The following is a 5,606-nucleotide window of genomic DNA, read 5'->3' on the forward strand; positions in this document are numbered from 1 at the left end:
GAGATGGTGATGAAGAAGGTATTTATCTCCTCGCTAAAGATCTTGCTTACAATGTCGCTCTTGATCAGACATCTAAACTATCTGAAGGGATTCAAAAGTTGACCAAGAAGGACATGCATGAGGTTAGTAAGGCTATTAATATTCTTGATAACCCTAATACCATTGATAGTAAGATTTGTAAGGATGGTGCTTACTCTCATACTGGTAGTAATGACGTAGAAGTAACAGAGGAAGGAAAGTGCGGTCTCGGACAGAGTAGTAGTGGTACTAGTAGGACCAAAGGGGGACTCGCAAGACTTTGGACAGATAATACCGGTGATAGTAGTGGTGGCGGAGGATATGGCAAGGACAGTATCACCGATAAGATGATGGGCAAAAGGACATCCATGACAATATCCAAGGATGTGTCAGATCTGACCAGAACAGAGAAAGGAGTAGTGTCAAGCGCCTTTGCGAAGGCACATGAAGGTGCGGAAATAGTAGAAATACGTTCTATATCTCCTCGCTATATGTTGCTCTTGATCAGACATCTAAACTATCCGAAGGGATTCAGAAGTTGACCAAGAAGGACATGCATGAGGTTAGTAAGGCTATTAATAACCTTGATCCTAGTAAGGATGCTATTGATAAGAAGATTTGTGGTGATACTTGGGTTGTCGGTGATGATAGTCGAAATCCAGGAACGGCTGTTGATGGAAAATGTTCTAGTGGTGGCATAGCTGGCAGTATAGGGTACACAAAGCTGAGTGATATGTTTACTGGTGATACTAGTGGTACTACTAGTAGTCACAAAAGAAGTTACCCAGGGGATGAAACTGAAAAGATGGAAAAATACACATCGGGTAAGATATCAAAGGACGTATCAACAAACTTGAACAAAGACCAGAAAGAAGTAGTCTCAAGCGCCTTCGCGAAGGCTGCGGATGGCAAGATTTGCGGTAAGACTGATGAGATTGGAATACTAGTACTACGGAAGCAGATGGTAAGTGTGTCAGTAGTGGTAATGCCAATCTTAGCGGCTTCATCAAGCTAAGTGACGTGTTGATATAAATGGTACAAAAGCTTTAAATGTGCGGCAAAGATTTGCCCCTACCGCACATTTATTAGGTCAGTTGAAAGTAAATTTTGCTCCCAAGTTGAATCCGTAATTTGCAATGTTAGCCTTTATATTAGCCTTAGCATCACCCTCTACGCGCACGTGGTTACTTGCTGGAATACCTTCGTAAGATTCATCAAAAATCCCGTGGTAATATCCACCAGCAATTAAAGATATTTCCGGGGTCAGTTGATAACTTACACCAACTTTTCCTCTGTAAGCAAACTTTCCAGTTACGTGCTTCGCTATGTCTACGAAACTTGCGCCCAGACCCGCACATACGTAAGGAGATACAGGTAAATCTGTATGCAATACGTCGTAACAAGCGTTCAACATGACAGAAATGTCAGTTATTTTGTCTATGTTTAATACGAAAAAGTTGTCAGCAGTGATTACAGGATCACGTACAACAGCCGCAAGATTTGGCGCGTCGTTGTTTTTGTACTCACCTTCAGCTAGTGTGTTGAACTTTTTGTAGCTCGCTTCTACCTCTACTCTAGCACCCCCTATAGCGTATCCAGTTGCACCATCAAAAGATGTAAGTAAACTCTTCGCAAACTTGAATGGATGTCCGTCCTGAGAAAAATTCAGAGGGTCGGAAATATTCAAAACTGTCAAATTTTTACCGTAACTCTTAATGTACGAAGCTTCTTTGTCTGCTTCACGAACATCGAATGATGCAATTGCTGGAAATGCAGGACTGTAACTACCACTGACGTAAAAACTACCTCCCATAACGCTATTTACACCCGACATGCTATCGTAATCTGTAGAAGACGCAAAAGAGGATTGACTAATTAAGAGGGAGCATGCGCATATTGCAGCCGCAGAAAAGCTCCTCATAAGCAGTTCTCTGTAATTCATAGTAATCCCTTTGATAAATCATAAAAATACTGCACAGTTTAGCATATCAAGTGGAATATTGGAAGTCTCATAAAGAATTTTAGATTTATAATACAAAACTTCTACCTTATATCAGGTACGAGACTTTGTTTTTCCAAATCACCGTAGGATGTAGGGGAATCAACCAAGTTTGATAGAAATATTTCTATCCCGTGGTGTGCACCATTTCTATGGTCAACGTCTGCAACGCCATAGTAACACACGCAAAGGAAACCACACTAATTTGTTAAAGGTATTTCCTGCTGTGTTGTGTAATATTTTTGTGTTTTGAGTACCGGGGGAAATGTGCGTAAAGGTGCAACACTAAAGTTGCTCTATGGAAATTGCTAATGTGCTCAAAGTTGCGTGGTTAGCTACGTGTTGAATGCCTGCGTTCTTCAAATTTTTGGATGATATTGTCCAATCCATGTGTTTTTATCGCAGAATCAACTGCAGATCTTTCAGAGCCCGCTAGGCTAATTGTGTTGTTAATTTTAACATCTACAATTCTCAAACCTTGTCTACCATCCAGGATGTGAAATTCTAGTATGAAAAAATCTTCTGAGTTGTCTGGGTCACTCAAACGCATCTTAGTTAGGTAGCGCCCGTCTGCTATCTGTTTAGTATTCATTATGCGCATATGATAAACTGCGTAAGCGCGTAGTTGAGCAGCATAAGCATTGCGTATATACGCCCCATACGCATCCAAAAATCTTTGTCGTTGATTACTGTTTGCTGTTGTCCAATGCTTTCCCATTACAAACTTCGATATGCTGACAAGGTCGAGAATTTCGCTCACATAATCCTCAAGGGACGTGCAATCTCCCACACACGATTCTGTGGTAATAGCCGACACTCGACACCTTATGGTCTCAATGAAATCACATATATCACCATGTTGCTTGCAGCCTCCAGCAGCTGTACCTTCACTTAAAGCTAACATAAACAGCGTGCATAAGAGCAGTGCGAAAAACTTCTTAAACATAACAGACCACTCACTCCGGCCGGATGCTAAACTAAACTCCTTACATTAGCATTAATGTTATTCTGTTGTGACAGTAGAAGGATCGGTAGAAGATATATCTGAGCACTCAGTTGATTCTACTTCTATAGTTACGTGGTGTATATCAAATTTAGTATGTAACAACTCCTTAAGTTTCCTAACCAAACCAGTACCTTCAGAACCGCCCAGAGCAGCTAAATCAGTAACACGTACGTGCATAGTCATAAGGGTGTAGCTAGGTGTAAGTGCCCAAATGTGCATATGGTGAACATCTTGCACAGAAGAAAAGCTCTTCATTATGCACTGACGCAACGCCTCTACGTCTATCCCGGTGGGCTTACTCTCCAGTAGTATGTTACAGGACGTCTTTATCATTTGATAAGCGCTTCTCAACATGATCACGCTAACGAGAATTGATAGTATGGGATCTATAACTTGCCAACCACTTACCATAATCATAAGAGATGAAACAATTGCGGCGAGTGACCCCAGCAAATCACCAACTATGTGTAGAACTGCACTCTTTAAGTTGATGTTGCTTTCGTCTTTTCTATACATGATCAGAAAGACAAGTATATTGGCAATAAAGCCAATTACAGCAACTACAGACATGAGTTTCCAGTGAATTTCAAGTGGATGTATGAATCTGTCAATTGCTGCACCAACTATCATTAATGCTACTACAAAAAGGGATAATCCATTTACAAACGCTGCAATTACCTGACATCTTCTGTAGCCATATGATTTGTGAACATCGGATTTCTTAGCTGCAAGCTTGTATGCTACGCAGCTGAGAACCAAAGCCACGAGATCGCTAAAAACATGCCCTGCGTCCGAAAGGAGTGCCAAGGAATTTGAGAGAATTCCTCCCACTACCTCAGCCACCAAAGTAAGTCCAACTATGATAATAGATAGTATTAAACGTTTGTACATTATAGGGGAAAACTCCCTATCATCACTGTGCATACGAAAAAAACACCTCTAGTATGGTGGGTGATATTGGACTCGAACCAACGGCCTCTTGCATGTCAAGCAAACGCTCTACCATCTGAGCTAACCACCCGATGCGTATATGATATGGAATGCAAAGCAAAAGTCAATTTTGCTCTACTGCCAATTTTACAGCTGAGATCACGAAGAATATGCTAAGGGGCACAAGACACAGCATACTGGCACCCAGCACGAGGACTGTAAACGCTTGAGAGGGAGCAGCAGCGTCTCGGAGCAGCTGCAGCATGAGATTAAAGCAGATAACAACAGAGACCAGTACAGGAAAGGTAAGTACCTGCGCTACCACGAGGCCTTTTTCACCTCCCAGTACAAGTGTGTGTCCAACTGAGGATATGAAGCTGACAATTAGCAAGCTTGCGCCCAGTGCGAGTCCTAGACCAAGCATATTTCGCACACTATCTCCGAGAATTACAAAGTCTAGCAGCATTGAAATGATACATATTGGCAACACCACACATATCCAGTGTGCAAGCAATTTCATGAGTATCATTATTTCGGGCAGTATATCTTGGATTAGCAACTGTTCTAGGGCGCCGCATGTGTAATCCTCTTCGAAGAGCTCTCTTATGGAAACTTGCATCACCAGAGTGCCACATATGCAGAAGAGGGTAGGCAGAATTTTGTGTAAACACTCGTATGGTAGGACAATTAGCGCGGTTCCCACTACAATAGTGTACAGTAGTGATACATGCAGTGCACTGCTTCCCACAACGAGAGTTGTCTTGAGTTCTCTAATGAATGCACTTATGTACGGCATATTATCTATTATGCAACAAAACCATATCCGATTCATGCAGCATAGTAATACACCAAATATTAATCAAGCATTCTTAGGATGTGTGTCTCAGTTATTGCATTAAGACCGGAGGAAATTGTGTTACCGAAAGATTACTCCACTGAAGATGAGGACGAGGACTACATGAATCCCAGGCAGCTTGAGTATTTTAAACAAAAGCTGATTGTCTGGAAGGGAGCCTTGCTGAAGGAATCGGAAGAGAAAACAAGGGAAATTTTACAGTCTCGTGTTGATGCAGACATAACTGATATGGCAACCAGGGAATACGAGACAGATCTTACATTACAGGTGTGCAGCCGCAACGACGCACTAACACTGGAAATTGACAATGCATTACAAAGGATAGAAGACGGGCTGTACGGATATTGTGAGGAGACAGGGGAGAAGATAGGAGTTGAGCGTTTGGAAGCCAACCCCGTGACGTTATACTGCATAGAAGAGCAGGAACGCCGAGAGAGGCAGCAACAGCTATATAGTGACAACGACGGATACGAGGACAGCTTCGGAAACTAAGCAGTAACAGTAATTAGGAAACCTACAGGGTAGGGTTTAGTACGCCTGGGTATGGTGAAACGGGCTGAGTGCTCGGTATGAAACTTTATCAGCACTGTCAGTAACGCGTTATATGGCGAAAAGTCGGTATAATGGGCACTAGCGGGGGAGCTTGGTATCGTGTATATGCTCATCCAAGAGCAACGGCGACAACTAGCGGGAACAAGATATGCAGTGCGAGATGTTCCAGGTAGTGTCTGAGGACATATCAGCTATAGGGAAGGTAAGAGACTTTGCGATAAAGGAAAGTACAGGAGAAACTAAAG

The 5,606-nt window shown here is 42.3% G+C and carries 7 protein-coding genes, 1 tRNA gene and 1 pseudogene; 3 read left to right on the forward strand and 6 right to left on the reverse strand.

Translation table 11 applies throughout. The features are described 5' to 3' along the window. Positions 1-560, forward strand: a pseudogene (locus tag R4I06_RS04245) (hypothetical protein); the annotation flags it as partial. 11 nt (positions 561-571) lie between these two features. Continuing rightward, entirely contained in the window at positions 572-1,033 is a 462-nt protein-coding gene (locus R4I06_RS04250; RefSeq protein WP_334414335.1) for a hypothetical protein, read from the forward strand. Positions 1,034-1,108: 75 nt separating this feature from the next. Here the strand turns inward: R4I06_RS04250 and R4I06_RS04255 are convergent, their stop codons facing one another. From R4I06_RS04255 to R4I06_RS04280, 6 genes are all read right to left on the reverse strand, one after another. Beyond that, entirely contained in the window at positions 1,109-1,960 is an 852-nt protein-coding gene (locus tag R4I06_RS04255) for a P44/Msp2 family outer membrane protein (RefSeq protein WP_334414337.1), read from the reverse strand. A 101-nt stretch (positions 1,961-2,061) separates the two neighbouring features. Continuing rightward, positions 2,062-2,202: a hypothetical protein gene (locus R4I06_RS04260; protein WP_334414338.1), complete on the reverse strand. Its 141-nt coding sequence runs from the start codon at positions 2,200-2,202 to the stop codon at positions 2,062-2,064. A gap of 146 nt (positions 2,203-2,348) precedes the next feature. Continuing rightward, a complete protein-coding gene (locus R4I06_RS04265) occupies positions 2,349-2,963 on the reverse strand; it encodes an MlaC/ttg2D family ABC transporter substrate-binding protein (protein WP_334414339.1) in 615 nt (204 codons plus the stop codon). Between the two features lie 57 nt (positions 2,964-3,020). Beyond that, on the reverse strand, positions 3,021-3,947 hold the full coding sequence (locus R4I06_RS04270; protein WP_334414340.1) for a cation diffusion facilitator family transporter: 927 nt from the start codon (positions 3,945-3,947) through the stop codon (positions 3,021-3,023). A 21-nt stretch (positions 3,948-3,968) separates the two neighbouring features. Next, a tRNA-Val gene (locus tag R4I06_RS04275) sits at positions 3,969-4,044 on the reverse strand. 33 nt (positions 4,045-4,077) lie between these two features. After that, on the reverse strand, positions 4,078-4,785 hold the full coding sequence (locus R4I06_RS04280) for a heme exporter protein CcmB (protein WP_334414341.1): 708 nt from the start codon (positions 4,783-4,785) through the stop codon (positions 4,078-4,080). A gap of 81 nt (positions 4,786-4,866) precedes the next feature. Here R4I06_RS04280 and R4I06_RS04285 point away from each other — a divergent pair, with 81 nt between their 5' ends. After that, the gene (locus R4I06_RS04285) at positions 4,867-5,301 is read left to right on the forward strand and encodes a TraR/DksA family transcriptional regulator (RefSeq protein WP_334414342.1); all 435 of its coding nucleotides are present in this window, start codon (positions 4,867-4,869) and stop codon (positions 5,299-5,301) included. Positions 5,302-5,606 lie beyond the last annotated feature (305 nt).

It is taken from the genome of Anaplasma bovis (assembly GCF_036903315.1).
Classification (GTDB): domain Bacteria; phylum Pseudomonadota; class Alphaproteobacteria; order Rickettsiales; family Anaplasmataceae; genus Anaplasma; species Anaplasma bovis.